This window comes from Mobilisporobacter senegalensis, assembly GCF_003752155.1.
Classification (GTDB): domain Bacteria; phylum Bacillota; class Clostridia; order Lachnospirales; family Lachnospiraceae; genus Mobilisporobacter; species Mobilisporobacter senegalensis.
This window is the reverse complement of the sequence record NZ_RJVG01000003.1, coordinates 200994-226151: the sequence shown is the minus strand read 5'-3', so window position 1 is coordinate 226151 and position 25158 is coordinate 200994. Positions and strand designations below refer to the sequence as shown.

At 32.7% G+C, this 25158-nt stretch carries 20 protein-coding genes; 12 read left to right on the top strand and 8 right to left on the bottom strand.

What is annotated here, in order from left to right; translation table 11 throughout:
• Positions 1–21 precede the first annotated feature (21 nt).
• The 9 genes from EDD66_RS06455 to xylB all read left to right on the top strand — a co-directional run bounded on the left by EDD66_RS06455 (position 22) and on the right by xylB (position 14809).
• Positions 22–3240: a DEAD/DEAH box helicase gene (locus EDD66_RS06455; RefSeq protein ID WP_123608741.1), complete on the top strand. Its 3219-nt coding sequence runs from the start codon at positions 22–24 to the stop codon at positions 3238–3240.
• Between the two features lie 291 nt (positions 3241–3531).
• Entirely contained in the window at positions 3532–5010 is a 1479-nt protein-coding gene (locus EDD66_RS06450; RefSeq protein ID WP_123608740.1) for an extracellular solute-binding protein, read from the top strand.
• Between the two features lie 13 nt (positions 5011–5023).
• Positions 5024–6751, top strand: coding sequence for a sensor histidine kinase (locus tag EDD66_RS06445; protein ID WP_123608739.1), 1728 nt, complete (start codon positions 5024–5026; stop codon positions 6749–6751).
• Positions 6752–6775: 24 nt separating this feature from the next.
• Positions 6776–8362, top strand: coding sequence for a response regulator transcription factor (locus EDD66_RS06440; RefSeq protein ID WP_123608738.1), 1587 nt, complete (start codon positions 6776–6778; stop codon positions 8360–8362).
• A 281-nt stretch (positions 8363–8643) separates the two neighbouring features.
• On the top strand, positions 8644–10137 hold the full coding sequence (locus EDD66_RS06435; protein ID WP_123608737.1) for a sugar ABC transporter ATP-binding protein: 1494 nt from the start codon (positions 8644–8646) through the stop codon (positions 10135–10137).
• A gap of 12 nt (positions 10138–10149) precedes the next feature.
• Positions 10150–11133 carry an ABC transporter permease gene (locus tag EDD66_RS06430; protein ID WP_123608736.1) on the top strand — a complete coding sequence of 328 codons (984 nt, stop codon included), beginning with the start codon at positions 10150–10152 and terminating at the stop codon, positions 11131–11133.
• A 56-nt stretch (positions 11134–11189) separates the two neighbouring features.
• Complete coding sequence (locus EDD66_RS06425) at positions 11190–12179, top strand: sugar ABC transporter substrate-binding protein (protein WP_123608735.1); 990 nt, start codon at positions 11190–11192, stop codon at positions 12177–12179.
• A gap of 96 nt (positions 12180–12275) precedes the next feature.
• Complete coding sequence (locus tag EDD66_RS06420) at positions 12276–13316, top strand: NAD(P)-dependent alcohol dehydrogenase (protein WP_123608734.1); 1041 nt, start codon at positions 12276–12278, stop codon at positions 13314–13316.
• 23 nt (positions 13317–13339) lie between these two features.
• Positions 13340–14809 carry a xylulokinase gene (xylB, locus tag EDD66_RS06415; protein ID WP_123608733.1) on the top strand — a complete coding sequence of 490 codons (1470 nt, stop codon included), beginning with the start codon at positions 13340–13342 and terminating at the stop codon, positions 14807–14809.
• 94 nt (positions 14810–14903) lie between these two features.
• Here xylB and EDD66_RS06410 read toward each other — a convergent pair whose 3' ends face one another.
• Positions 14904–15713 (bottom strand): hypothetical protein, encoded by an 810-nt coding sequence (locus EDD66_RS06410; RefSeq protein WP_123608732.1) that lies wholly within the window; start codon positions 15711–15713, stop codon positions 14904–14906.
• 46 nt (positions 15714–15759) lie between these two features.
• The gene (gene tyrS / locus EDD66_RS06405) at positions 15760–16995 is read right to left on the bottom strand and encodes a tyrosine--tRNA ligase (RefSeq protein WP_123608731.1); all 1236 of its coding nucleotides are present in this window, start codon (positions 16993–16995) and stop codon (positions 15760–15762) included.
• Positions 16996–17223: 228 nt separating this feature from the next.
• Here tyrS and EDD66_RS06400 point away from each other — a divergent pair, with 228 nt between their 5' ends.
• Entirely contained in the window at positions 17224–17763 is a 540-nt protein-coding gene (locus EDD66_RS06400; RefSeq protein WP_123608730.1) for a hypothetical protein, read from the top strand.
• Between the two features lie 162 nt (positions 17764–17925).
• Here the strand turns inward: EDD66_RS06400 and EDD66_RS06395 are convergent, their stop codons facing one another.
• The 4 genes from EDD66_RS06395 to EDD66_RS06380 all read right to left on the bottom strand — a co-directional run bounded on the left by EDD66_RS06395 (position 17926) and on the right by EDD66_RS06380 (position 20950).
• Positions 17926–18528 carry an FMN-dependent NADH-azoreductase gene (locus tag EDD66_RS06395; protein ID WP_123608729.1) on the bottom strand — a complete coding sequence of 201 codons (603 nt, stop codon included), beginning with the start codon at positions 18526–18528 and terminating at the stop codon, positions 17926–17928.
• A 107-nt stretch (positions 18529–18635) separates the two neighbouring features.
• Entirely contained in the window at positions 18636–19142 is a 507-nt protein-coding gene (locus tag EDD66_RS06390; RefSeq protein ID WP_123608728.1) for a GAF domain-containing protein, read from the bottom strand.
• The gene (locus EDD66_RS06385) at positions 19126–20502 is read right to left on the bottom strand and encodes an MATE family efflux transporter (RefSeq protein ID WP_123608727.1); all 1377 of its coding nucleotides are present in this window, start codon (positions 20500–20502) and stop codon (positions 19126–19128) included. Before EDD66_RS06385 ends, EDD66_RS06390 begins: the two co-directional genes overlap by 17 nt.
• 1 nt (position 20503) lies before the next feature.
• Complete coding sequence (locus tag EDD66_RS06380; protein WP_123608726.1) at positions 20504–20950, bottom strand: MarR family winged helix-turn-helix transcriptional regulator; 447 nt, start codon at positions 20948–20950, stop codon at positions 20504–20506.
• A 269-nt stretch (positions 20951–21219) separates the two neighbouring features.
• Between EDD66_RS06380 and EDD66_RS06375 the strand changes: the two genes are divergently transcribed.
• The gene (locus tag EDD66_RS06375; protein WP_123608725.1) at positions 21220–22092 is read left to right on the top strand and encodes an AraC family transcriptional regulator; all 873 of its coding nucleotides are present in this window, start codon (positions 21220–21222) and stop codon (positions 22090–22092) included.
• A 119-nt stretch (positions 22093–22211) separates the two neighbouring features.
• On the opposite strand, the gene EDD66_RS06370 is transcribed toward EDD66_RS06375, so the two are convergent.
• Together EDD66_RS06370 and EDD66_RS06365 are read right to left on the bottom strand one after the other, a co-directional pair.
• A complete protein-coding gene (locus EDD66_RS06370) occupies positions 22212–22388 on the bottom strand; it encodes a VOC family protein (RefSeq protein ID WP_330510894.1) in 177 nt (58 codons plus the stop codon).
• 210 nt (positions 22389–22598) lie between these two features.
• Positions 22599–23075 (bottom strand): hypothetical protein, encoded by a 477-nt coding sequence (locus EDD66_RS06365; RefSeq protein ID WP_123608724.1) that lies wholly within the window; start codon positions 23073–23075, stop codon positions 22599–22601.
• A 322-nt stretch (positions 23076–23397) separates the two neighbouring features.
• On the opposite strand from EDD66_RS06365, the gene EDD66_RS06360 reads away from it, so the two are divergent.
• Positions 23398–25029 (top strand): alkaline phosphatase, encoded by a 1632-nt coding sequence (locus EDD66_RS06360; protein ID WP_123608723.1) that lies wholly within the window; start codon positions 23398–23400, stop codon positions 25027–25029.
• Positions 25030–25158 lie beyond the last annotated feature (129 nt).

Here is a 25158-nt window from a genome sequence, read left to right as displayed (position 1 = left end):
AAATAAAAAGGAGAGGTGGGTATGATTCAATTATCCAGAGCATCCATCAGAAAAATAGCAATCAATGATGCCGTGTATTCCAGAGGATTACGTTATTATAATAATAAAGCCATATTAAATGTAGCCTGGTCAAAACAGAATAAACAATACCATGCAATCGTTCATGGAAAATCTGATTATGGTGTTACCATTGATGTAAAAGATGATGGCAACTTTTCATATCACTGTAATTGTCCTGCCAGTGTGAAATATAATGGTGCTTGTAAACATGTAGTTGCTACTTTGCTATTTTTATATGACTACAACAAAAAAAGTGATGAAGTAGTGCCATCTGACCCGGAAGAAAAGAAGATTTATAATATTCTTGAATATTTTGATAAGGATGACTTATTAAACAATTTTGGTGAAATTTTTCATCTGGAACTGAATATTCAAATTCCAAATATTTTAAAGAAGAATACCGGAAAAGCATATGTATCTTTTCAAGTGGGAAGTACCAAATTATACAAAGTGCAAAGTATAAAAAAGTTTCTTACTGACATTGCAAATCATAATAATATTACATTGGGTAAAAACTTTAATTATGTAGCCGGAGAAAGCAGATTTGATCCGGTTTCCAAAGGAATACTTGATTATTTTTTAGAAATTTTTGAGATACAGGAATCCCTTGGAAAAGTTTATTATTCTAATTTATTTTCCAAAAATCAAATGATCTTTACGCAGAACATGCTGCTTAAATTATTGTCTCTTACAGCAGGAGGAAAATTTAATCTTGAACTTTATGGTAAAATGCTGGAAGAAATCACTTTTGTACCAGACAATCCTAAGATTAAGTATCAGCTGAATATTGATGAAGATTCTATTACACTGGATTATAACGGGAAAGAAAATGTTATTCCGGTGGCTGAGAATGGAGAATTATTATATTGTGCCCATGTATTATATAATCCCAATAAAATATTTATAAAAAATTATGTTCCTTTTTATAATAATCTTGGGAAGAATAAAGAGCCTTTAATTTTTAAAGGAGAATATAAGAATAAATTCCTGGAACGTGTTCTGCCTAAAATTCATGAAACAATGAATATTGATATCCCAAGTAATCTTAAGGATCAATATATTACAAGCGACTTAAAAGTTAAGATATTTTTGGACCAATACAAGGCCAGCATAAAAGCAGATATAAAATTTCAATATGATGATTTTGAATTTAATCCATTGGAACCAATTGATGCGAATAAACTAATTATCATAAGACAAATGAATAAAGAAAATCAAATATTTGATACACTGGAACGATTAAATTTTGAACCTTATAAGAATTGTTATATTATGAGAGATGATAAGAGTATCTATGAATTGCTTTCCGGTAATATTAATGAACTGTCAAATATTTGTGAGCTATATTATTCAGAAGAATTTCGTAAGATCAAAATCAATAAACCAAGTACATTGAGTACGAATGTAAGAGTGAGCTCTGAAATTGATTTGTTAGAGATTGAATTTGATTATGATAATATACCTAAAGAAGAGTTAAAAGATATCTTTCAATCCATTCGTTTAAAGAAGAAATATTTCCGCTTAAAAAATGGCGACTTTATTAATATTAATGATAAAAATATTAATCAGATGCTGGATATTATGGAGCATCTTAATTTATCTTCCAAAGATATGAAAGAGGATAAGATCAGACTGTCAAAAAGTTCAGCAGTTTATTTAAATTCTTATCTCTCAGGCAAAGAAGACATCAATGTAAATAAGGATAAGGAATACGACGATTTTATTCATGCCATCATGAATCCCAAAGAGAGTTCTTTTCAGGTTCCATCTGAGATCAATGCAAATCTTAGACCTTATCAGATCACAGGATATAAATGGTTAAAGACTTTGTCCTTAAATAATCTGGGAGGTATTTTAGCTGATGACATGGGCCTTGGTAAAACATTGCAGGCCATTGTTTATATTGCTTCTTGCGCTTTGGCAGGCAAAGAGAAGCCTCACCTTATTGTCTGCCCGTCTTCTTTGGTCTACAACTGGCAGTCAGAAATCGAGAAATTTGCTCCAATGTTAAAAACAATTATTGTATCAGGTACTCCTGAAGATAGAAAAGCAATGATCGATGATTATAAAAATGTAAATGTTTTGATTACTTCCTATCCATTAATAAGAAGAGATATTGAGCATTATGAGAAAGTATTATTTGATACCATGTTCATTGACGAAGCACAATATATTAAGAATCCAAATTCTCTGAATGCAAAATCAGTAAAAAAAATAGTTGCATCCCATAGATTTGCACTTACCGGTACCCCCATTGAAAACTCTTTGTCAGAGTTATGGTCTATCTTTGATTATATTATGCCTAATTATCTATTCAGTCATATTAAGTTTTCCAATCGTTTTGAGAAACCAATCATGAAGGAAGATACACGGGTTCTGGAGGATTTAGGCAAACGGATTCATCCATTTATATTAAGACGTATGAAAAAGGAAGTATTAAAAGAATTACCCGAAAAATTTGAAACTAAAATGGTTACAGACCTTACAGAACAGCAGCGTAAAATTTATCTTTCTTATATGGACGAAATTAAAGAAGAATTAAGCAGCAAAATTAAAGATAATACATTTCAAAAAAACCAGATGCAGATCCTTGCCGCACTTACAAGATTAAGGCAGATTTGTTGTCACCCATCTACATTTATCGATAATTATAAAGGCGGAAGCGGAAAGCTGGAGCTTCTTATGGAACTGATACCGGAGGCATTAAGTAATGATCATAGAATTCTTATCTTTTCCCAATTTACTTCAATGTTAAAGATTATTGAAGAAGAATTAAATCTGCGGGACATTTCCTATTTTTATCTGGAAGGTTCAACGCCAATTGAAACCAGAAATGATTATGTAAAAAGATTTAATGAAGGAGAAGGAAGTATATTCTTAATCTCTTTAAAAGCCGGCGGAACCGGACTGAATTTAACAGGAGCAGATACAGTAATACATTATGATCCCTGGTGGAATCCGGCAGTAGAAGAGCAAGCAACGGATAGGGCTTACCGGATCGGACAGACCAATGCAGTTCATGTAATAAAACTATTAAGTAAAGGAACCATAGAAGAGAAAATCTTTAAACTTCAGGAGAAGAAAAGAGAATTATCTGAATCCATTATCCAATCAAAAGAAGTCTTTATTAATAAATTAAGTAAGGAAGAGTTACAGGATATTTTTGATATTAATGATTAAAGACTAGAGCCAATAGTATGTTTGAACCAACATATTACTGGCTTTTTTTGATTATTGCCAATCACATCTGTTTTTTATAATGTATGAATTGTATAGAATTTACAATTGAAATCCTGTTCTTTTTGTTGAAAATTCCAAATAATATGTTAGTATAATAATAGAAGTCAGATTTTACTTAGTAAAAACATCTAAAACGATTCACAGGCAACATAAAAAATTATATAAACTTACAATTATAATTCATAGATTCCGAGCGAATATTAAAGTATTCATTGTACTAAAGGAGGGAACATGAATCTTACAAGAAAAAAATATGTAAAATTTGTTGTCGGCCTACTAATAATATCTTTGCTGAGCAGCTGTAGCAGTATCAAAGAAGAGAAAGCCAATACAACGAAATTGGAGTTGTTTGGAGATAAAAAAAATGTATTCGGTAATATAGAAGTACCTTCTGATTTTAATTGGAGACAATGGGAAGGAACCGTGCTGGATTTTATAGTTGAAGACAATATTAATGCTAAAATCCTGTCAAAAGAATGCAATAAGTTTACAGAAGTCACTGGAATACAAGTAAATTTTAAGACCATGGAGTTTAATACATTAGTAGAAAAAATAAATATGGAATTCATTGCCCAGACAGAACAATATGAATTGATCTATGTTGATCCATATCAAACCTTAAACCGGTTTTCAGATAGTTTGGAAGATTTATATAAATATCAGAAAGATGAACGTTTACCCCATATTGTAGGTGGTCTGGATAGTTTCCAAAAAGAACATCTTGAAATCTGTTCCTACTTTATGAATGATGAAAAGTTAAGAGCAATTCCCTTTGATTCTACAACTATGATCCTGTTTTATCGAAAAGACATTTTTGATAAATATAAAGATCAAATGAATGAAGAATTAGGATATAATCCAGTTCCAGGTGCCAGAACTTTTACATGGGAAAAATACATGGAAGTTTCCCAGTGGATTTCAAACAATGTTCCGAAATCAGAAATAAAACACGGAAGTCTTTCCATGACGGCAGATCACAATTCTATTTACGTATCCTTTTCAAACATTTTTAGGGCTTATGGTGGAGATTATTTTACTGATGCCAATATTAATAGTCTGGGTATAGAAAAAGGATCCAGTATTCATGTAAATACACCGGCATTTCAAAAGGCTCTTGATATATATCATGAACTTGCAATTTTAAACAATGATGGAAAGACAGATTGGAATTGGACAAATATTAAAGATTCTTTTAAAGAAGGCGAAGTTGCAATGATGATAAATTGGGATGAAAATGCTGCAGCTGTAGAAAATGAGAGCGAATCCAAGGTTGCCGGAAAGGTCGGATATAGTTTGCTGCCCTATGGCAGTGAGCGAAGTGCAAATATATATGGTGGTTCCGGTATCGGAATCAATGGAAATATAAGTGAAGAAAAAAAGATGGCCGCCTGGCTGTTTATTGTATGGGCCACTTCTCCACAAATACAAATGAAAACATTTCTGGAAGAAAAGGGTGGGAATACTCCTACCAGATCAGATCTGCATAATTTAATCGAAGCAAAATATATTGTTAGTTTTCCAAATACTTCTTCTGTAATTAAAGCACAAAATAAATCCAATGCTTATTATAGGCCTAAAATGAAAATAGGATATGATTTCGAAACAATAATGACAGATAATTTATACAAAATGGTAAGTGGTGAATTAAATCAGGAAAAGGTAATCGAAAATATACAGGCACAGTGGAATAAGGTAAGTGCAGATCAATAGTAAGGCGGTACAAATGAACAGGAAAAGAAAGAAAAAAAGTTTTAGATATCAGCTTATGAGGGCTACCTCTATTTTTGTTATTGTTCCTTTAATCCTATTTTTGATCTTATTCCAGGGTATCAAGAAAATAATTGTGGAGCGTTATAGTGAATCGGCCAAACAATCCGTACAGGCTACTGCAGATAATATTGATTATACATTACGGGATGTTGAAAATATGTCTAATTCAATTTTAATGAATCACGAATTGCTCCAGTTGATAAAAGAAGGGAAAAGGCAGCAATTTGTATCTATTTTAAATAGTTATTTTAATTCCAGCTTTAACATTGAAGGGATATATACCATAACATCTTTGGAATATAATTACGTTGGAGCGAATTTGAAAGCCGGAATCAATAGCATTCCAATAGAGGAATTAGATAGAACCTCTGGTGAAATTGTCTGGTTTCCAACAAGGGAACAAGAAGTTCAAATATTATCAGGGAATGTAAAAAAGAACTATTTTATCATGGGAAGAAAAATAATTGATGTGAGTTCCCTGGATGAATTAGGTTACATGAGCATTATGCTGGATGACAGCGTTGTTAGAGAAATATATAGTAATATCAAGGAAGAAAGCAGCGAAGTATTAATATTTGATCTAGACGGGAAAGTGATCAGCAGTACAAATGGAGATCATAAAACAATATCCAGATGGAATAACTATATGAAAACCATTTTTGATGATACCTCAACAGGGTATATTGATTATAAAGAAGACGGAAAAGACTATGTGGCCATTTATTCCAGTTTGAATCATAATAATTGGAGGATTGTAAAAATAATACCACAGAGTATTCTGTATAAAGAAGTGAATGCCATTCAATTATTTACATTAGTGGGAAGTTTATTACTTTTAAGCTTTATGTTATTATTAGCCTTTTTATACTCTAAAAATATCACTCAGCCTATTACAAGAATGATCATGCAGATGAAAGAAATCGAAGGAGGTAATCTTAAAGTTAAAGTAGATACCAATGTGAATAATGAATTAGATGAACTAGGTACGAGTTTTAATCATATGGTTACAAAAATCGAATATCTGATGGAGGAAGTTGTATCTGCAGAAAGAAATAAGAACGAGCTGGAATTAGAAGTTCTTCATGCTCAAATCAATCCTCATTTTTTATATAACACATTAAATACGATACGGTGGATGGCTAAAATTAAAAATGAAAGCAGTATCAGTGATGCAATTGTTGCATTAGTAAGATTATTAAGAGTAAGTATTAGTCTGGATAAGAATAAAATCACTTTAAAAGAGGAAATTGACTATATAGAAAATTATATTTTAATTCAAAGACTCCGATTTAATCAGTCATTTGAAATAAATTATAACATTAAAGAAGAACATAAAAATCTTAACCTGCCTAAATTAATTTTGCAGCCAATTGTAGAAAATTCTTTAATATACGGATATGAAGATGAAGAAAATGAGGCTACGTTAAAGATTGATATTTTTACTCAGGATGTGGATGGTGATATAGAAATTATTATAGAAGATAATGGGCCTGGCATTGATGATAAAACATTAGAAAATATATTCAAATACGAAAAAAATATTAATAAGTTTAGTAAAGTTGGTTTAAATAATGTAAACCAAAGAATAAAAATGTATTTTGGAGACGATTACGGAATATTTATCAAATCAAATATTGGAAAAGGAACTAAAGTTATCATACGAATTCCAAATAATACGTAAAGATGTTGTCTGGGGGAAACTGAAATGTATAAGGTTATGATTGTAGACGATGAGGTGCTTGTAAGGATTGGATTGAAATCTTTAATAAATTGGGAAGATATTGGTTATGAAATCGTGGCGGAAGCTGGAAATGGTCAATCGGCATATGAAAAATATCTTGCCCTTAAACCGGATCTGGTCATAACAGATATTAAGATGCCCAAAAAAGATGGCCTCTGGCTGGTAAAAAAAATCAAGGAAAATAATAAAGATACGGAAATCATATTATTAACCTGCCATGATGAATTTGAATATGCCAGGGAAGCTATGAAATTCAATATATCTGATTATATTTTAAAAGCGGAGATTGAAGATAAAGAAATTTTGGATATTATGATAAATAAAAAGAAAGTATTAGATTCCAAAGAATTAAAGAATTCTTCTATCCATGATGTCAATCCGGCTAATAGCAAGAATACGGGATATCTCCTTGGATTATTACTAAATTCAAAAAAAACAATAGATGAAGTAAAAGAAGCATTTCTTGAAAGTAATATAGATTTGAATTCAAAGGGATACTGTTTTCTTCAATTAGATTTTAATACCGCTCTGAATGATATGAACTCATCTGAACAAACAGGTAAGATCATATATGCATGTATGGAGTTAATTACAAATAAATATAGTGAAGAAAATATAAAATGTATCACCAAACAATTCGGGAAATCTATTACCTGTTTTTTAATTGGTAATAATCTCAATGAAATAAAACTAAATCGTGATATAGTAATGATTCGAGATACTATTAAACAATATTTTAATATTACATTTAAAAGTGCAAGTACACCAATCACAAACACAATAGAAGTATCAAGAGAATTTATAAACTGGTTAATGGAAGCTGCAGATCGTTTATTTTTTATTCCGGATAATCAACATTTATTTTGGGCAGAAGAATCTAAGGATAAAAAAGATGAATTCAATTTTGATAAAGTAACCATCAGCAAATTATTTGATTTTATTGAAGATGGAAAGAAAGATGAAATTACACATGTACTGGAGGAGATAAAAGAATTATTCATTTTCAGAGAAAACAATTCATTTAAGGCTAAATTGGCAGTTGCTCACTTAATTAATGATATATTAAAAAAATTTGAAGATTATCATGATATGGAAGAGAATATGTTTACTGCCCAAAAAGATGCCATGGATGCTTCTGATATTGACCAGTTAATGAATGTTCTGGATCAGTTCATAATAAATTTTATAGATGTTATATTAGATAGTAGAATTGGTAATACGGATTTATTAATAAGTAAAGCCGTTGATTATATTAATGATAACTATTATAATAAGATTTCATTGGAAGAAATTGCAGGTTTTGTTGGTATTTCTAAATTCTATTTCTCCAATATTTTCAAAAAGGAAATGAAAATAAATTTTACATCCTATCTAAATAATATAAGGATTGAAAAAGCAAAACAAATATTAAAGAATCCACAGAAAACTGTAAGTCAGATCTATGATCAGGTTGGTTTTAACGATCAGCAGTATTTTACTAAAACCTTTAAAAAATATACCGGAATGACGGTAACAGAATATCGAAGTAAATATCTAAAAGAAAGTTCATGATGGCAACTGGCCTGGCAGTAAAAAAAGGACCAGACAAACCTAATTTTTATATAGCGGTTTGTCTGGTCTTTTTTTGTACTTTATAGTTACGAGGATTATTCCATCACAAAATAATACAAATCCATAGCAATATTTTTCATAATCTAAATTTTAACAATTTATTAAGCAAAATTATGCAAAAGAATAGAAAGTTTCTTTCTTATGAGAAATTTTCTTTTTTGTTATAGTTAATGCAGATAAAGGAATTGCACTAAGTATCACAGCAGAAAGAGAGGAGAAGTATGGAGCCAAACATTAAATTACGGGTTTCTCAAATTGAAAAGTCTTTTCCTGGTGTCAAAGCACTTAACAAGATAGACTTTTCGGTAAGAAAGGGAACAGTTCATGCATTATGTGGTGAAAATGGGGCTGGCAAATCTACATTGATGAAAATAATAAATGGGATTTATAAACCAGATACAGGGCAGATTTTTATAGATGAAAAACCTGTTAAGATTTTAAATCCAATTCATGCAAGAAGTTATGGAATTGCAATGATTGCCCAGGAATTAAATTATGTTCCGGAAATGTCAATAGAAGAAAATTTGTTCTTAGGAAGGCTTCCAGTCACAAAGTATGGAAAGGTTGACTGGAAATTATTAAGAAAGAAAACAATAGAATTTTTAAGTGCAGAAGGGCTGCCTTACAAGCCTGATCAAAAATTAAAAACTCTGACAGTTTCAGACATACAGATGTTAGAGATTATAAAGGCCATTAATAATAAAGCTGAAATTATAGTAATGGATGAACCAACATCTGCAATTACTCAGCGGGAAGTAGATATTTTATTTAAAAAGATAGAAGTACTAAAATCTCAAGGAGTCAGTATTGTTTACATTTCCCATAAATTAGATGAAGTTTTTCAGATTGCTGATGATATCACAATATTTAGAGATGGGACTGTAGTAGAAAGCCACAGAGCCAGCGATTTGGATATGGATAAAGTAATTGCTTTAATGGTTGGCAGAAAGATAGAAAATGTTTATCCAAAAGAAGAAATCAAGTTAGGAGATAAACTATTAGAAATCAAAGATTTATGTAGTACAGGGGTGTTTAAAAATATTAATTTCCATGTAAGTAAAGGAGAAATTATTGGATTTGCAGGATTAGTCGGCGCCGGGAGAACAGAAGTAATGAGAGCGATCTTTGGTCTGGACCCAATAACCTCCGGTCATATTATGAAAGACGGACAGAAAGTTGAGATAAAAAGTGTAAAAGACAGCATTAAGAATAAAATGGTCATGTTGACGGAAGACCGCAGAAGATACGGAATCATCCCAATACGGAGTGTCATGGAAAATGCAAGTATTTCCATATTGGAAAAAATAATATATGGAGGTTATGCACATGAACGGGAAGAGCGTAAAATTGTGGGAGAATATTTTAGCAAGATGAATGTAAAGACTCCTTCATTAGAAACTCCCATTCAATCCTTAAGCGGAGGTAACCAGCAAAAAGTTTTATTAGCAAAATGGATGTTGAGAAATCCAGACATATTAATATTGGATGAACCAACAAGAGGTATTGATGTTGGAGCTAAATTTGAAATTTATAAACTTATGTCTGAAATGGCAAAACAAAATAGAGCAGTAATCATGGTTTCTTCAGAGCTTCCGGAACTGATTGGAATGTGTGACAGAATTTACGTTATGAATCAAGGGAAAATTACCGGTGAATTACAAAAAAGTGAATTTTGCCAAGAATCAATTATGAAATATGCAACAAGTACAATATAGGAGGCGGGAACAATGAAATTCAGAAACAATCGGGTAATGGAGAAATACTCCATATTTATCGTTTTATTTGTAATGATCATTATTTGTAGTTTATTAAATGAGAATTTTTTATCTACAGGAAATATTACAAATATTATAAAACAATTGTCCGTAGCAGCTATTTTAGCATATGGAGAAATGTTATTAATCGTCAGCGGAATGCTGGATTTATCTGCTGGTGCAGTTCTGGCCCTATCCGGCGTGTTATCAGTAAGTGTCTATAAATCCTCGGGTTCATTAATAATTGCACTTTTGGTGGCAGTGATAGTAGCAGTTGTCTGCAATATAATAAATGCCATCATGGTTACATCATTTAAAGCACCACCCTTTATTGCGACATTAGCAATGCAGACAGTAGCAAGAGGTATTGCTTTATTATTCACTAAAGGACAGAACATTCTTCAACTAGATAATTATGTAGTATTTGGCCAGGGAAATATAGGTCCCATACCAGTCTCCATAATCTTTCTAATAATAATAACCATCATTATATGGTATCTGTTGAGGCATACAAGGCTTGGCCGTTCCCTCTATGCAATTGGAGGAAACGAAGAAGCGGCCGTTGCATCAGGAATCAATGTAAAACTGAATAAATATAAGGTTTTTATTATTAATGGTATTCTGGTTGGTATTGCAGGCGTTTTATTTATGTCACGTGTCAATGCCGGACTTCCGAATGGTGCTGTAGGCTATGAAATGGAAGGGTTAACAGCAGCAATCGTAGGCGGTACAAGCTTTTCCGGTGGTATTGGTACCACTATGGGTACATTAACAGGTGCCTTTATTATTGGATGCTTAAATAACATTATGAATTTGATTGGAATTGATTCCTATGTCCAACAAATTGTAAAAGGTGTAATTATTGCTTTAGCGGTTATTTGGGATATTCATTCTAAGACAAAGAAAACAACAAAGGTAGTTTTAGTAGAGGAGAAGGAAAAAGTTGTTTCAAATTAGAAAGAAGATCTCTTAACAAATAAAACAAAAAAAGAAAAGTGAGGAAGGTAAAAATTATGAAAAGAAAATTAGTTAGTGTATTGGTTGGGATTTCAATGGTAGCAGCTTTATTAACCGGATGTGGATCAGCAAATGGAACTACGAAAACAGAAGATAAAGGAAAAGACGGATACAGAGTTGCTTATATCGCAAGAGCACAATCAGATTCATTTGCCGCATGGCTGGCCAATGAAATGATGGCAGCCGCAGAAGAATATGATGATATTACATTAGATGTATTTGACGGTCAGGCAGATGACGAAAAAGAAAATGCCGCAATAGAAAATGCAATCACTAGTAAATATGATGCTATTATTGTACAACCAAATAACGGGGAAGCTCAAAGACCTTATGTAGAAAAGATTGTGGCAGCCGGTATTGTTGCAATTACAACAAATGCCCGTATTGATGGAATTGAAGGAGCTTCATCTGTAGATGCAGATCCATATGCACAGGCAGCTGTTAATGCACAGGCAGCCCTTGAACAGGTACCTCAAAATGCAAAAGTTGTTGTATTAAACGGCCCATCCGGTAATTTCCATGCAGATGAAAGAAGAAAAGCATGGCAGGCAGAATTTTTTGATAAGAGACCAGATGTTGAAATTGTAGGGGAGCAAATTGCTAACTGGAATAAGGACGAAGCAGTTCAATATATGGAAGATTGGATCATCTCAAATAATCAAATTGATGCTATCATCTCTATGAATGATAATATGGCAGCCGGAGCTTTAGAAGTAGTAGCAGGAAAAGAGGAATTTAAAGATATATTATCTTATGGTGTAGACGGTACTGCAGAAGCTATGCTTTTAATAGAGGCAGGTACAATGACATCAACCTGTTTACAATCTGCAATTGATTTAGCAAAGCTTAATTTAGAAACAGTTCATAAATTATTAACAGGTGAAGAAAAACAAATTGATACAGATATTGATGCTCCTCTTATTAATAAAGAAAATGTTGCAGACTATGTAAAAATGTACAAAGACAGAGGTTTGATCCAGAAATAATTGTATTCATAATGATTGTAACTATTAACAATCCATTTGAAACGGGGATTATCCCCGTTTCAAACTTAAAATTATAGCAAAAAGGAGATTAGATATATGAAGAATAGAGCAGTTTATATGACAGGACTAAACAAAATGGAAATGAGAGATATTGATGTTCCCAAAATTAAAGATACGGAAGTTCTTGTTAAATTAGAGTATGTCGGAATCTGCGGATCAGATGTTCATTATTTAGAACATGGCGCAATAGGTGATTTTATTGTAAATGGAGATTTTATTTTAGGCCATGAATGTGCCGGAACAATTGTTGAAGTTGGCAGTTTAGTAGATACATTAAAAATTGGGGATAAGGTTGCATTGGAACCTGGTTGCACTTGTGGTCAGTGTGAGTTTTGTAAATCAGGAAAATATAATCTATGCCCGGATGTTGAATTTTTAGCAACCCCTCCATATCATGGAAGTTTAATGGATTATATTGCCTTTCCTGCAAATATGTGTTTTAAATTACCTGACAATATTACTACAAAAGAAGGAGCATTAGTAGAGCCCTTAGCGGTGGGTCTGCACGCTGCAGCCCAGGGAGAAGTTAAGCTTGGTGATTCGGTAGTTATCCTGGGTGCCGGATGCATTGGATTAGTAACCCTGCTTGCATGTAAAGCATATGGAGCAACAGATATTACAGTTGTGGATATTATGCAAAAAAGATTGGATTATGCTATGAAATTAGGAGCTACCAGAGTCATAAATGGGAGAGAAGAAGATCCTGTTAAGAAAATGAATGAAATTACAAATGGTGCAGGAGCAGATATCATTATTGAAACAGCCGGAAGTGAGATAACCATAAAACAGTCACCATACATGGTAAAAAGAGGCGGAACTATAGTATTAGTAGGATTGGCCGCAAATGACAATATTGAATTCAATTTCGCTAAAATAATGAATAAAGAAGCAACTATTAAATCTGTATTCCGCTACAGAAATATATATCCAAAAGCAATCAATGCCATCAGCAAAGGAATTATTGATGTATCCGGCATTGTTACTCATGAATTTAACTTTGAAAATACGGAAGAAGCATTTCAATTTGTTATAAATAATAAAAATGATGTGGTAAAGGCTGTAATCAAAATAAATTAAATCCTTTTATAGGAGGAAAAGATATGTTGTATATAGGAATTGATTTAGGTACTTCTGCAGTTAAATTATTATTAATGAACCAGGATGGTAAGATTGAGAAGATCGTATCCAAAGAATACCCATTATATTTCCCTAATCCAGGCTGGTCTGAGCAAAATCCTGATGATTGGTGGAACGAAACCCTGGCAGGCTTGAGAGAATTAACGAAAGGCTATGATAAAAATTTAATTGGCGGTATTAGTTTTGGAGGCCAAATGCATGGTCTGGTTATTTTAGATGAAGATGATAGAGTAATTCGCCCTGCAATTCTTTGGAATGATGGCCGCTCCAAAAAAGAAACAGAATATTTAAATAATGTCATAGGGCAATCAAATCTTTCAAGATATACAGGAAATATTGCATTTGCCGGATTTACCGCTCCAAAAATATTATGGGTAAAAGAGAACGAACCGGAAAATTTTAAAAAAATCAGGAAAATTATGCTGCCTAAAGACTATTTGGCGTATAAACTATCAGGAGTCCACTGCACTGATATGTCAGATGCATCTGGAATGCTTTTATTGGATGTTAAAAATAAATGCTGGTCACAACAAATGTTACATATCTGTGGAATAACTGCAGATCAGGTTCCAAGCCTTTATGAAAGTTATGAAACAGTAGGCACTATACTTCCCTGGATCGCTGATGAACTTGGCTTTCCTGAAAGTGTTAAAATTGTAGCAGGGGCAAGTGATAATGCAGCAGCTGCAGTGGGCACTGGAACCGTAGGAGATGGAATGTGTAATATTTCACTAGGCACTTCTGGAACAATCTTTATATCAAGTGAAAAATTCAGCGTTGATGCCAATAATGGATTACATGCTTTTGCCCATGGGGATGGTCACTATCATCTAATGGGATGTATGTTAAGTGCTGCATCCTGTAATAAATGGTGGATGGATGAAATTATTGGGACCAATGATTATAAGAGTGAACAGAATAAGATATCAGGATTAGGTGAAAATAATGTTTACTTTTTACCATACCTTATGGGTGAACGTTCCCCACATAATAACCCAAATGCCAGAGGAACTTTTATTGGATTGACAATGGATTCCACAAGAGCGGATATGACTCAGGCAGTATTAGAAGGTGTAGCTTTTGCCATTCGTGATTCATTTGAGATAGCAAAATCATTAGGCATTTCTATTGAAAGAACTAAAATATGCGGCGGCGGAGCCAAAAGTTCTTTATGGAAATCAATGATTGCAAATATATTGGGACTAAAAGTGGATGTTATTGAATCTGAAGAAGGTCCGGGATACGGTGCCGCTATTCTTGCAGCCGTTGCCGACTCAAAATATAAAACAGTAGAAGAAGCAGCTTCTAAATTAGTAAAAATAGTAGAAACGATTGAACCAAATCCTCAGTTAGTGGAAAAATACGATGAAAAGTATCGGAAATTTGCCAAGATTTATCCTTGCGTAAAGGATTTATTTGAAGAAATCATTTAGAAAAGCACTTAAATATAGATAATAGTCCTCCCAACATTCAAGTCACAAAAAAAGACAACTAACAGTTCTAATGTCCGTTAGTTGTCTTTTCTCTTTACTTAGGGTCTAAATATTCATTATAATAATCTTCAATCAGCTGGTCAACAAAGTTCTCGTCCATATTACCGAATTGCTCAAGAATCATTTCTTTCATCTTATCAGTACGATGGATGTAATTAATCTCGTCAGAATTATTTTCATCTGTTACTTCTGAAAGCACTTCCTCCGTAATATTATCCTTCATCCATTCTGTAATAGAAGATGTATTGTCGTGTTCTTCCATGATCTCTTCTTTTAGAGATTTCAGCCTGAATATAGAAGTGACACCCACGTAGATGAATGCGATAAAGCACAAGCCTAAAACAACTATTTGAAACGTACTGCTGATAAAGTGAAGCACACCGACTACATTTAATATTAAAAATACAATTCCTAAAATACCAAATGGAATAAATACAGTAACGGAAGATTTAAAATCATTATATTTTTCTTCTTTTTTTACATAAGTATGAGTCTTATAAGATTCTTCTTTCGCACTCTGTAGATATTCTAATTTTTCCTCTTCACTTGTTTCGGCAGTTAAAAAAGCTTTGTATAATTTAAGTGCTTCTTTTATATCTTCGCTATTTACTGAGATTTTCCATGTAGAAGTTTCCTCAAAATATTCAGAAGTAACATTGCGGATCCCTGAAAATTCTAAAAAATCAGTTAATCTTGTTGCAGCATCTTCCTCCAGCATATCTACTAATTCAGTATATTCAGTCGCTTTAGGATCGTCAAGATGCTCCACAAGTTCCCTGCCACAATCAGCGCATGTTTTCATTCCTTCCTGATATTCCATTTTACAATCTGGACACCATGGCATAAGTTCAGCCCCCCATTTTTAAATTATTTTAATCAATTAAAATTAATTAGTCAGCTATTTTGTATAAATGATAAGCTTTCTTACCTTTTTTAATCAATAATGCATTATCTTCATTAAAATCTTTTGTTGAAAAAATACGATCGAATTCTGTAACTTTTTCATCGTTGACTGTTACACCACCTTGAACGATGGTCCTTCTGGCATCTGATCTTGATGTCGCAAGTTTTCCATCTACTAATAAAGTGATTAAGTCAATTCCTTCATTAAATTGTTGCTCAGAATAAGTAGTAGTAGGAATATCTTCTGTTTTCATATTGCCGCCGAATAAAGAACGGGCTGCCTCTCTGGCCTTAATTGCTTCTTCTTCTCCATGAACAATTTTAGTAATTTCATAAGCTAAAACTTCTTTCGCATGATTGATTTCAGCATCTTTTAAAGCTCCAAGCCTTCTTACTTCATCCATAGGCAGGAAGGTAAGTAAACCAAGACATTCTTCAACTTTTACATCTTCAATATTTCTCCAGTATTGGAAGAATTCATATGGTGAAGTCTTTTCAGGGTCAAGCCACAGAGCCCCTTTCATAGTTTTACCCATCTTAATACCTTCGCTGGTAGTAAGAAGTTTAAATGTTAAACCATATGCAGGTTTTTGCTCTTTACGACGAATTAAATCAACACCCCCAAGAATATTTGACCATTGATCGTTACCACCTAATTGTAAAGTACAGTCATATAATTGATTTAACTTTAAGAAGTCATAGGACTGCATAATCATATAGTTAAATTCGAAAAATGTAAGACCTTTTTCCATTCTTTGCTTATAGCATTCTGCAGTAAGCATTTTATTTACTGAAAAATGAACACCAACTTCTCTTAAGAACTCAACATAATTTAAATTAAGAAGCCAGTCAGCATTATTGGCAATAATCGCTTTATCATTATCAAAATCGATAAATCTGGATAATTGTTTATAAAAACAATCTGCATTGTGTTGAATTGTTTCTTTGGTCATAATGGAACGCATATCAGATTTACCCGATGGATCCCCTATCATAGTGGTTCCACCACCTAACAGGGCGATTGGTCTGTGACCAGCTCTTTGCATATGCATCATTGCCATAACGGTAAGAAAATGTCCAGCCGTTAAACTATCAGCAGTCGCATCAAAACCTATATAAAAGGTAACTTTCTCCTTACTTAACAATTCTTTAATTTCTTGTTCATGGGTAGTTTGTTCTATAAAACCACGTTCTAATAGTATGTCATATACATTTGTAGACATAAATGTACTCCTCCTTATAATAAATACAAGCTTATCTTAATACTTGTACGAATATACCCATTATATATGAAACAATAATATTTTTCAACGTCTATTCATATATAGTTGGCGTCAAAAATATTATAGTATATGCAAACCTTAGTAATAAATTGAATAGCTTATCCATATATTATAATAGATATTCATGATTCTAAAATTCTAAGAAATAGAACGAAAGGAGTAGTATTGATGATAGATGATAATTCCATGACAAATCGATCAGAATTAATAAAAAGAGCAAGGGAGAGTTGTAACAGAAGTATAGCTGATGATAATACATATTCTTCAAATTATAAGGTACTCCGAAGTCCAAGGGCGGATAATTCTAAAATGGGAGAGGATGTTCTAAAGGCTAAATTCTTTGTAATAAGATTAGTAATTGCTGCAGTGATCCTGTTGAGCGTCATCTTTGTAGATAAACTGGAAATAACTTATAAACATTTTAGCAGTAACCAGATATCTAAAATGCTTCATTCAAATAATCTTTATAATATGGCAAAAGGATATGCTGATAAAATATTTAACGGTGATAAAAAAGAAGAAGCCAATAATGAGAAGAAGAATGAAGATAACATAATAGAAGAAGATGTGCAGGATGCAGAGAATGCAGAAAATTCAGAAAATAAGACACAGGTTGAAGAATCAGCTGATAATGATACTGAGGAAGATGTGCCAGAGGAAGATGTTCCTGAAGATAAGACAGAAGATGTTTTAAATATAGAAGAATAGAGACGATAATCATCATCCCGAAAGATATTCAAGGAGTATTAAAGGCTGCGTTTAAGGCAGCCTTTTAAAATTGTTTAAGTACTTCATGAACAAGAATTAAGACAAGAAAAGAGCCGTAGGTCTCCAGAATCCTACGGCAAATCTCAAAAGTCAAAAATAGTCTTAAAAGTTTTTAGCAATTTCAACTGCGTTTTGAATTGCACCTTTAACAATCCCTTCCACATCTTGTCCCATGACATCAAGCATTTCAAGTGCAATTGTTCTGAAATCAGTAATACCTAAAAAACCAAATAATGTTCTTAAATATCTATCGCCCATTTCAAAATCCTGACCTCCATCAGAATAAGCACCGCCTCTTGCAACAATATTGATTGCTTTTTTTCCATGACACATTCCAACCGGTCCATTTTCCGTATATTTAAAAGTGATCCCGGTAATGCAAATGTAATCAATATATGCTTTTAGGATTGCGGGTATGCTGAGATTCCACATAGGTTCCGCAATTACATATTTATCAGCCTCTGCAAACTGATAGGCATATTTTAAAATTGGATGGTCTCTATTCTGACCATATTCTGAAACATTTATGATTCCCAAGTCATTACCAGTAAGGAAATGAATGCCTTCTTTATAAAGATCAAGGGTAATTATATTGTCGTTTGGATGGGTAGATTTATATGTTTCTATAAATTGATCTGAAACTTTATAAGTTCTGGATTGATCTTCAGGTTTTGCATTTGCTTTTATATATAATACTATACTCATATATCAAACCTCCATTTGCTTTGTAATTACAATTTAATTTACCCATTCCTTACAAAAGTATTCTGGGATCAGTCTCCTAGGTTTATATGTTATATGAATTCAAAAACTTATCCCATTTTAAAATTTGTCCAATTGCATCCATGTTCCAAAAGTTTTACCAATTCTTCCAAACCTTCTTTATCCATTTCATCAAAACGATTTAAAACAGGACTATCGATATCAAGTACACCAATAACTTTTTCACTAAAATGAATTGGTATTACTATTTCAGATTTTGATGCGCTATCACAGGGAATATGTCCTGAAAATTCATGAACATCTTTAACTACCTGTACTTCATTTTTAAATACAGCCGTACCACATACCCCTTTTCCGATTTTAATATGAATACATGCTGGTTTCCCCTGAAAAGGTCCAAGTAGGAGTTCTTCATTATGTATTAAGTAAAATCCCACCCAGTTAATGTCTTTTAATGCCCCATTTAACAAAGCAGAAGTATTACTTAAATTAGGAATTACATTTATTTCATTGTCTAATAAAGCCTTAAGCTGGGAATGCAATAGTTTATAGCATTCTTTTTTATCCTCAGGATATAAATCATTGAGCTGGTGCATTTTTAATCTCCTTTAACCCATATTTATCAATATTCTTAATTCCAAAATAAAACCATATTCCTGTGATTAACGTTGAAAAGAAATCAGCAAAAGCCGCAGAGTACATAAGCCCGGTAATACCCCATATTTGAGGGAATATAATCAGTGCCGGTATTAAAAAGATAACCTGTCTTGAAAGGGTCAAAAACATTGCTGAATTAGATCTTCCAATGGCTTGAAAGAAATTAGATGCAATTACTTGAAAACCCACAACCGGCATAAATAACATCCAGGATATTAATGCTGTTTTACCAAATGCCAGCAATTCTTCATCTCTATTAAATAATGAAATCAGCTGTGTAGGAAAAATTCTCATAACAACATATCCTACTACAACGATAATAGTAGCAACCAGAATGGCTTGCTTTACCGCAGTCTTTACACGTTCAAACTTTTTCGCACCAAAATTAAAGCTCACAATAGGCTGTACACCTTGATTCAGTCCAATTACAGGCATAAAAAGAATCGTTTGTACACTATTAATTACCCCCATACCGGTAACAGCAATATCTCCACCATATTGTCTAAGGCCTCTGTTTAATATGGCATTTAATAAGCTATTGGCAACCTGCATGGCAAAACCGGGTATACCCAAAGAAGTAATCTTTACAATCGTATTCATATGAGGTTTCATATTTTCTGATTTTAGTTTATGATTACTATGCTTACCTAAAAAATAAGAGACAACCCAAATGGCAGAAAACAATTGGGACAGAATCGTAGCAAGTGCAGCGCCAGCCATACCCATCTTAAATACAAAAATAAAAATAGGATCTAAGAGTATATTGGTACCAGCTCCTAAAAACATCGTATACATAGCAAGTTTTGGATTGCCATCTGCTCGAATGAAATTATTTATCCCCATGCTTACTACTTGAAACACAGCACCAAATAAGATAATCCGCATATATTCAACAGAATATGGAAGGACCTCTTTACTTGCTCCAAATAGCACAAGTAATGGTTCTAAGAAGATGGAACCAAAGATTGTAATAATAACACCGGATGCAATTAATAAAAATAATGAATTTCCAAGAGCTTTTTCTGCTTCTTCCGGTTTTTTCTGTCCCAATCGCATTGAAAACAGTGTAGCTCCCCCAACACCAAATAAGATACCAATCGCTAAAAGTATTATCATAATCGGGAAACCGATTGTAATTCCTGCAATACCGTTTGTCCCCAAATCTTTTGCATTTCCGATATAGATTCTGTCAACAATATTATATAATGCATTTATCATCATTCCAACAATTGCCGGAACAGAAAACTTTATTAATAATTTTGAAACTTTTTCTTCTCCTAATGGATTTATATATTCCATGTTACTTTTCCTCCAGTACTTTCTTTAAATCTGTATGTTCTACTTTTTCTACCATATTCTCTAAAATTGAATAAATATATTCTTTCGTATTTTCATCCAAACCTTCAGATATAATATTACTCCAGTTGCTAACACGTTTAGCAATATCTTCAATATTCATTTTAGCTTTATCCGAAAGATAAACTCTGTTAAATCTTTTATCATTGGAATCTTTATCTTTTATAACATATCCTTTTTCCTCCAGAGACTTTATGGCGCGGGCAGTTGCAGCTTTATCAATATATAAAAAAACTGACATTTCATCTTGATTTGCACCATCATTTTTCCATAAATATAGAAGGAAGGAATGTTCTGCCGACGTAATATTATAATCTTTTAAAGCATGGTTTATGTAAATCTGAGCCTGCCGATGCAATATCGATATTAATCTGCCAATACTTTTTTTCATCAATTTTCCTCCTTAGTTGACATATCAACTATTATAATCACCCATAGTTGATATGTCAACTATGATTTGTTTTATAATTAGTATTGGTTGTTTTATATATTTTAATCATTCAGGATAATAGAAAAGGAAGTGCAATAATTTTTATAGAATTGTTCATCTTAATGATATAAAATTATAATAGCTAATAAGAAATCCTGCATATCTGAACAAGATATGTGGGGTGTAACTTATTTTATTATGTTAATCTGTTGGTGAAAGGAGGTTATAACATGGATTCAATAATGAGAATGAATGAAGCGCTTAATTATGTCGAAGAAAATCTTACGGATGAGATTGATATGAAAAAAGTAGCAAGTTTGGCATACTGTTCAGAATATCACTTTCAAAGAATATTTTCTTTTTTGGCAGGTGTGAGCCTGTCAGAATATATAAGGCGCAGGCGCCTTACACTGGCAGCTTTTGAACTGATTGGAAGCGATATAAAAGTAATTGATATAGGAATGAAATATGGTTACAGTTCTCCAGATTCATTTACAAGGGCTTTTTATAATTTACATGGAATGACTCCATCAGAAGCCAGATCAAATAAACAATCATTAAAAGCCTATCCCCGTATGGCCTTTCAATTATCTATCAGAGGAGGAAATGAAATGAATTATCGTATTGTAGAAAAAGAAGCATTTAGTATTATAGGAATTATGAAGAGAGTACCAATCATATTTAATGGGGTAAATCCAGAGATTGCCTCAATGTATCAAAGTCTGGATGAAGAGAAGATCCTTAAATTAAAAGAACTATCCAATATTGAACCGATAGGAATTTTAAGTGCATCAACTAATTTTTCCGAAGGAAGAATGGAAGAGAAAGGAGAACTTGATCATTATATTGGTGTGGCAACCACAATGGAATGCCCCGATATATTTTCAAAACTTGAAGTTGCTCCGTCAACATGGGCAATATTTGAATCAATTGGACCATTTCCTGAAACCCTACAGGATATTTGGGGACGTATTTATTCTGAATGGTTTCCGTCATCTGGGTATGAATTGGTAGAAGGACCGGAAATCTTATGGAATGAGAGCAAGGATGTTACTTCCCCAACTTATAAAAGTGAGATATGGGTACCTGTTAAGAAAAGATAAGAAAAAATTAAATTGCTTGTCAATGGGACCGGGTGTTTAAATTATTAAACACCCGGTCCCATTTTTTATTGATAATCTCTACTCTTATTTCATTCTCTTTGCAATTGGATGTTCTTCCTTTAATTCAAGCAGATCCCACAAATTTCCGTATAGATCTTTAAACACTGCAACCATACGTCCTGTTCCGGTTGATAGATATCTTCAATTAATTGGAAATGCAGCTTCTTAGTATAGAATTCGATTGCTTCATCATAGTCTTTAACAACTAAAGCTATATGTACTATTGATTGTATCATTATTATCCCCCTGCTTTCTGTAAAATCGTTTTTATAATATAACTAAATTCAATCTTACCATACTAAGTATTTACGAACAACAATTGATATAATATCAAATTCAGAATGGCATAATAAAGAGAGCCGGCTCAGAAATTACTCTGAATCAGCTCTCTTAATATATGACTTTTCCCACCTATCATATATAAAATGATACTACAAGGATAATTCTTAGTACTTTTTAGTGGAATTCATATCCCACAAATGATCTAATTTAAAATATTTTAAAGCATTTTCAAAAGTAGTAACTTTATAACCTTCATCAATCAACCCTTTAATTGAATTATAATTAATATCCTTGGAATTAAATATGATAGCAAATTTTGCAGATTTTGCAGGAGTTCTATAGTATTTTCCACCTTTGGCAGAGCATATATTGGATATTCGGTCTTCAATCTTTTGAAATTTTGTAGAGACATTTACATTATTAGAAATACCATATTGATAAGCTATGAAGCATCTATAAATATCCGAATCAATGGGATCATATTCATAATTTAGATTAGAACTTGTTTTCACCAGTTCCTTTAATTTATCATCAGGCAGACTTTTCTTTTTATAAAAGTCCAATAGATTATCCTCATCCATTTCAACCTCTATATTTTGTTGACTATTTGTCTTAAATATACCCTTTAAAATCCCCAACATATCATCTACCTCCTATAATAAATTATAATTCTAAATTTTGTAAAAAGCAATGAAAAGATTCCAAAAAACAACTAATAATTGCATTTTTATGAAATTATTAGAGATTTTAAATATATAATAAACGAATCATATATTTTTATGCATGTTTATTTGTGATATTAAAAATCCCTGCTCTGTTTAAGTCATACCATTATAGGTCTTCAATAAATTAAAAATGGAAGATAATTATATTTTACAACGATTTAATACCCATATAATTCCATCTTAACAAAGTTCCTATATTATCAATATGTAATATAAAATCCAGTAAAGGAGATGTCACATGAAATTAAAAAAGATAATTAGTGGTATACTCGTTGTAGCTTTAGCCTTTTCAATCACAGGAGATGTTTGTGCCGCGACTATTGATAACGTCAAAGTAGAAAAAGAAGTGAAAAATGTTATTTTATTAATACCAGATGGTATGAGTACCGGTGGATTAACGTTAGCAAGATGGTATAACGGTGGCGAGGAACTTAATTTAGACAGTATGGCCTCCGGACTTGTAAGAACTTATTCAGCAGATGCACCAATTGCTGATTCTGCACCAGCAGGAACCGCTATGGCAACAGGATTTAAATCTCATACAGGGTTTGTGGGTGTTCTTCCTGATGAAAATACTATGCCCGGTTTAAATCCCATTCGTTCATCAGACAAAAGAAAACCCGTTGCGAGTATTCTTGAAGCTGCCAAGCTTAATGGAAAAGCAACTGGCATCATAGCTACCAGCGAAATCATGCATGCGACACCTGCAGATTTTACTGCTCATGATCCAAGCAGAAAAAATTATGATTCCATTTCAGAACAACAAGTATATCAAAACTTAGATGTAGTCATAGGTGGAGGCGAAAAATTTTTCACAAGTGAATTAAGGGGAGACAAAGAAGATTTGCTCTCTGTGATCAAAAAGGAATATCGATATGCTTCTACACCTGTAGAATTTCATGATGTAACATCAGGAAAGCTATGGGCTATGTTTGCACCATCTGCTTTATCCTATGATTTTGACCGTAATCCAAGTAAGGAGCCTTCCCTTGGGGAAATGACTAAAAAAGCAATCGATTTATTATCTAAAGATCAAGATGGATTTTTCTTAATGGTAGAAGGCAGCAAAATAGACTGGGCAGCCCATGCAAATGATCCAATAGGAATGATTTCGGATATCCTTGCCTTTGACAAAGCAGTTGGAGTAGCATTAGATTTTGCTAAAAATGACGGAAATACTCTTGTAATATCAGCAACGGATCATGGTAATAGTGGAATAACCATTGGTGCCAGTTCAACAGATAATACCTATGATACCACACCACTTTCTTCATTTATTGATCCATTAAAAAAAGCTACTTTGACAGGTGAGGGGATTGGCTCTAAACTAAATAAAGAGCGTTCAAATGTTGAAGCAGTTATGAAGAACTATTTTGGAATTACTGATCTTTCTAAAGCAGAAATAAAGGCAATCAAAAACACCGCTGATGCCAGCATGAACTATACTGTAGGACCAATAATAGCTAAAAGAGCAAATATAGGTTTCACCACAAAAGGCCATACGGGAGAAGATGTAACACTATATGTATATGCACCTGAAAGCATTGATCAATTAACTGGCACAGTAGAAAATGCAGATATTGCTCTATATATGGCAAAAGCCATGGGGCTTAATTTAAACGAAACGACTAAAAAACTTTTTGTTAAAGCGGAAGATGCTTATGTTGCAAAAGGAGCTGCTGTAAAACTGGATACTGCAGATGAGACAAATCCTGTTCTGATTGTTAATAAAGGGGCAGTTGAAGTAAAAATGCCGGTAAATAAGAATATAGCTTATGTAAACGGCGAAAAAACGCTCCTGGATGGTGTAGTTGTATATAATGGAATAAATACATATGTTCCACAAAGTGCTGTAGATTTAGTGAAATAATCAATATAGAAATAAATATATGTGTTATGGGCATTGGACATTAGTCTGTGCCCTTAATTTTTTTAGATACTGTTAATTATTGATTCAAAAATATCATTATATTTAAAATCAATATTTCACAACCTTTAT

What these genes read in the sequence shown, in the direction of transcription:
- EDD66_RS06435 (WP_123608737.1), top strand. Translation starts at nt 8,644, where the DNA reads ATGGAGCCAAACATTAAATTACGGGTTTCTCAAATTGAAAAGTCTTTT.
- EDD66_RS06370 (WP_330510894.1), bottom strand. Translation starts at nt 22,388, where the DNA reads ATGATACAATCAATAGTACATATAGCTTTAGTTGTTAAAGACTATGAT.
- EDD66_RS06420 (WP_123608734.1), top strand. Translation starts at nt 12,276, where the DNA reads ATGAAGAATAGAGCAGTTTATATGACAGGACTAAACAAAATGGAAATG.
- EDD66_RS06385 (WP_123608727.1), bottom strand. Translation starts at nt 20,502, where the DNA reads ATGGAATATATAAATCCATTAGGAGAAGAAAAAGTTTCAAAATTATTA.
- EDD66_RS06430 (WP_123608736.1), top strand. Translation starts at nt 10,150, where the DNA reads ATGAAATTCAGAAACAATCGGGTAATGGAGAAATACTCCATATTTATC.
- EDD66_RS06455 (WP_123608741.1), top strand. Translation starts at nt 22, where the DNA reads ATGATTCAATTATCCAGAGCATCCATCAGAAAAATAGCAATCAATGAT.
- EDD66_RS06380 (WP_123608726.1), bottom strand. Translation starts at nt 20,950, where the DNA reads ATGAAAAAAAGTATTGGCAGATTAATATCGATATTGCATCGGCAGGCT.
- xylB (WP_123608733.1), top strand. Translation starts at nt 13,340, where the DNA reads ATGTTGTATATAGGAATTGATTTAGGTACTTCTGCAGTTAAATTATTA.
- EDD66_RS06410 (WP_123608732.1), bottom strand. Translation starts at nt 15,713, where the DNA reads ATGCCATGGTGTCCAGATTGTAAAATGGAATATCAGGAAGGAATGAAA.
- EDD66_RS06365 (WP_123608724.1), bottom strand. Translation starts at nt 23,075, where the DNA reads ATGTTGGGGATTTTAAAGGGTATATTTAAGACAAATAGTCAACAAAAT.
- EDD66_RS06390 (WP_123608728.1), bottom strand. Translation starts at nt 19,142, where the DNA reads ATGCACCAGCTCAATGATTTATATCCTGAGGATAAAAAAGAATGCTAT.
- tyrS (WP_123608731.1), bottom strand. Translation starts at nt 16,995, where the DNA reads ATGTCTACAAATGTATATGACATACTATTAGAACGTGGTTTTATAGAA.
- EDD66_RS06375 (WP_123608725.1), top strand. Translation starts at nt 21,220, where the DNA reads ATGGATTCAATAATGAGAATGAATGAAGCGCTTAATTATGTCGAAGAA.
- EDD66_RS06440 (WP_123608738.1), top strand. Translation starts at nt 6,776, where the DNA reads ATGTATAAGGTTATGATTGTAGACGATGAGGTGCTTGTAAGGATTGGA.
- EDD66_RS06445 (WP_123608739.1), top strand. Translation starts at nt 5,024, where the DNA reads ATGAACAGGAAAAGAAAGAAAAAAAGTTTTAGATATCAGCTTATGAGG.
- EDD66_RS06425 (WP_123608735.1), top strand. Translation starts at nt 11,190, where the DNA reads ATGAAAAGAAAATTAGTTAGTGTATTGGTTGGGATTTCAATGGTAGCA.
- EDD66_RS06450 (WP_123608740.1), top strand. Translation starts at nt 3,532, where the DNA reads ATGAATCTTACAAGAAAAAAATATGTAAAATTTGTTGTCGGCCTACTA.
- EDD66_RS06395 (WP_123608729.1), bottom strand. Translation starts at nt 18,528, where the DNA reads ATGAGTATAGTATTATATATAAAAGCAAATGCAAAACCTGAAGATCAA.
- EDD66_RS06360 (WP_123608723.1), top strand. Translation starts at nt 23,398, where the DNA reads ATGAAATTAAAAAAGATAATTAGTGGTATACTCGTTGTAGCTTTAGCC.
- EDD66_RS06400 (WP_123608730.1), top strand. Translation starts at nt 17,224, where the DNA reads ATGATAGATGATAATTCCATGACAAATCGATCAGAATTAATAAAAAGA.